The organism is Rhodococcus sp. 14C212, assembly GCF_011058195.1.
Classification (GTDB): Bacteria; Actinomycetota; Actinomycetes; order Mycobacteriales; family Mycobacteriaceae; genus Rhodococcus; species Rhodococcus aetherivorans.
The window spans coordinates 1-2,859 of sequence record NZ_JAALEH010000187.1 but is presented as its reverse complement, the minus strand read 5'-3'; the positions used below and the strand labels follow the sequence as shown (position 1 = coordinate 2,859).

At 74.5% G+C, this 2,859-nt stretch carries 3 protein-coding genes; all 3 read left to right on the top strand.

The window, feature by feature from the left end; genetic code table 11:
- The first annotated feature begins 163 nt into the window (after positions 1 to 163).
- The 3 genes from G6038_RS30510 to G6038_RS30500 all read left to right on the top strand — a co-directional run bounded on the left by G6038_RS30510 (position 164) and on the right by G6038_RS30500 (position 2,781).
- Positions 164 to 793, top strand: coding sequence for an NUDIX hydrolase (locus G6038_RS30510; RefSeq protein ID WP_165042625.1), 630 nt, complete (start codon positions 164 to 166; stop codon positions 791 to 793).
- A gap of 4 nt (positions 794 to 797) precedes the next feature.
- Positions 798 to 1,715: a site-specific tyrosine recombinase XerD gene (locus G6038_RS30505; protein ID WP_165042623.1), complete on the top strand. Its 918-nt coding sequence runs from the start codon at positions 798 to 800 to the stop codon at positions 1,713 to 1,715.
- Positions 1,716 to 1,815: 100 nt separating this feature from the next.
- The gene (locus G6038_RS30500; RefSeq protein ID WP_165042621.1) at positions 1,816 to 2,781 is read left to right on the top strand and encodes a ParA family protein; all 966 of its coding nucleotides are present in this window, start codon (positions 1,816 to 1,818) and stop codon (positions 2,779 to 2,781) included.
- Positions 2,782 to 2,859: the final 78 nt, after the last annotated feature.

The window sequence follows — 2,859 nt, the reverse complement described above, 5'->3', positions numbered from 1 at the left end:
CCCGCACCCGTTGTTCTCCGCGTTCATCGCGGCCGCGCTGCGGTACAAGGCCGCCGAGCGCCTGCCCGTGGACGTGCACGGCGACGACGCGGACGAGGTGGACGGCGGCGACGCGGTGGTCACCGCGTCCGAGAACGCCACCGCCGGCGGCAAGTAGCCGACCGTGACGCAGCGACACGAGTTCCGGACGCTGTCCACGCGCCGGATCTACACCGGCGCGATCGTGTCGCTGCGTGTGGACCGGGTCGCCATGCCCGACGGGCACGAGGCCGAACGGGAGGTGGTCGAGCACCACGGCGCCGTCGCGATCGCCGCGGTCGACGAGCAGGACCGGCTGATCCTGATCCACCAGTACCGCCACCCGCTCGGCCACCGCCTCTGGGAGCTGCCCGCCGGGCTGCTCGACGCGCCCGGCGAGGACCCACTCGACGCGGCCCGCCGGGAACTCGCCGAGGAGACCGGCCTGGCCGCCGCCCGCTGGGACCTGCTCGTCGACCTCGCCCTCTCGCCGGGATTCACCGACGAGGCCGTGCGGGTGTACGCGGCCCGGGACCTGTCCGAGGCCGACCGGCCCGACCCCGAACACGAGGAGGCGGACCTCGAGATCCGCCGCGTCCCCGTCGACGAGGCCGTCGCCATGGTGCTCGGCGGACAGATCGTCAACGCCACCGCGGTGTCGGGGATCCTCGCCCTCGCCGCCACCCGCCGCGACGCGGGCGCCCTGCGGCCCGCCGGGGCCGGGTGGCCCGACCGGCCCCGCGCCCTGCTGCGCACCAAGCGCGACGGGAACTGACGCCGTGCTCGCCCGCCAGCTCGACGCCTACCTCGACCACCTCACCGTCGAGCGGGGCGCCGCCCCCAACACCCTGGCCTCCTACCGGCGCGACCTCACCCGCTACCTCGACCACCTTGCCGACCGCGGCATCGACGACCTCGCCGACGTCCGCGAGGAGCACGTCGGCGACTTCGTCACCGCGCTGCGCCGCGGCGACCCCGACCGGGGCCGGCCCGCCCTCGCGGCCAGCTCCGCCGCCCGGGCCCTCGTCGCCGTGCGCGGGCTGCACCGCTTCGCCACCACCGAAGGCCGCACCCCCGTCGACGTCGCCCGCGCCGTCAAACCCCCCGCTGCGGGCCGGCGCCTGCCCAAGGCCCTGCCCGTCGCCGATGTGCTGGCCATCCTCGGCTCCGCGGGCACCAGCGCCGACGGCCCGCGCGACCTGCGCGACCGGGCGCTGCTCGAACTGCTGTACTCCACCGGGGCGCGCATCTCCGAGGCCGTCGGCCTCGACGTCGACGACCTCGACACCACCACCCGGTCGGTGCTGCTGCGCGGCAAGGGCGGCAAGCAACGCGTCGTGCCGGTCGGCCGTCCCGCCCTGGCCGCCGTCGACGCCTATCTCGTGCGGGGCCGGCCCGCCCTGGCCGCCGGACGCACCCCGGGACTGTTCCTCAACGCCCGCGGCGGCCGCCTGTCCCGGCAGAGCGCCTGGCAGGTGCTGCAGACCGCCGCCGCCCGCGCCGGGGTCCCCGCCGCCGTCTCCCCGCACACCCTGCGCCACTCCTTCGCCACCCACCTCCTCGACGGCGGCGCCGACGTGCGCGTGGTGCAGGAACTGCTCGGCCATGCCTCCGTGACCACCACACAGATCTACACGCAGGTCACAGCCGGTGCGCTGCGCGAGGTGTGGGCCGGGGCCCACCCCCGCGCCCGATAGCGCCCGCGACGGCAGGGCGTGTCCCCGGCGCCATCGCACCACCCGAAGCGGTAGCGTTGATCCGACAGCCGAGCGAGCAGGACAGGGGGAGCAGGGGATAGTGGGGACACCACAACCGCCCGCAGCGGACACCGCGCCGGCAGCACAGCACGCCCTGCTCCACGGCCGCCCCGGCGCCGACGCGGCCCCCGCCGACCCGGAGCACACCCACACCGCGGAACCCGAGGCCGAGCTCGGCCCCACCGGCCGGCCCCGCCGGCACGTCCCGGAACCGCAGCCGCTGCCCAGCCACGGGCCCGCGAAGATCATCGCGATGTGCAACCAGAAGGGCGGCGTCGGCAAGACCACCTCGACCATCAACCTCGGTGCCTCCCTCGCCGAATACGGCCGCCGCGTCCTGCTCGTCGACCTCGACCCGCAGGGCGCCCTGTCCGCCGGACTCGGCGTCGCCCACCACGACCTCGACCTGACCGTGCACAACCTCCTCGTCGAACGCGGCGTCTCCGTCGACGACGTACTGCTGCACACCCGCGTCGACGGACTGGACCTGCTGCCCAGCAACATCGACCTGTCCGCCGCCGAAATCCAGCTCGTCTCCGAGGTCGGCCGCGAACAAGCCCTCGGCCGCGCCCTGTACCCCGTCCTCGACCGCTACGACTACATCCTCGTCGACTGCCAGCCGTCCCTCGGCCTGCTCACCGTCAACGCCCTCGCCTGCGCCGACGCGGTGATCATCCCGATGGAATGCGAGTACTTCAGCCTCCGCGGACTGGCCCTGCTCAACGACACCGTCGACAAGGTGCGCGACCGGCTCAACCCCAAGCTCAGCCTCGCCGGGATCCTCGTGACCATGTTCGACTCGCGCACCCTGCACGCCCGCGAGGTGATGTCCCGCGTCGTCGAGGTCTTCGGCGACCTCGTCTACGACAGTGTCATCGCCCGCACCGTCCGGTTCCCCGAGACCAGCGTCGCCGGAGAACCCATCACCACCTGGGCGCCGAAGTCCGCCGGCGCCGAGTCCTACCGGGCCCTGGCCCGCGAAGTGATCCACCGCTCCGGCCGATAGCCCGTGACCGAGGACACCCCCGGCCCGGCCGCGCCCGACGCTGCCGACGAATAAGACCGTGTACGTCCCGTGGGCCGC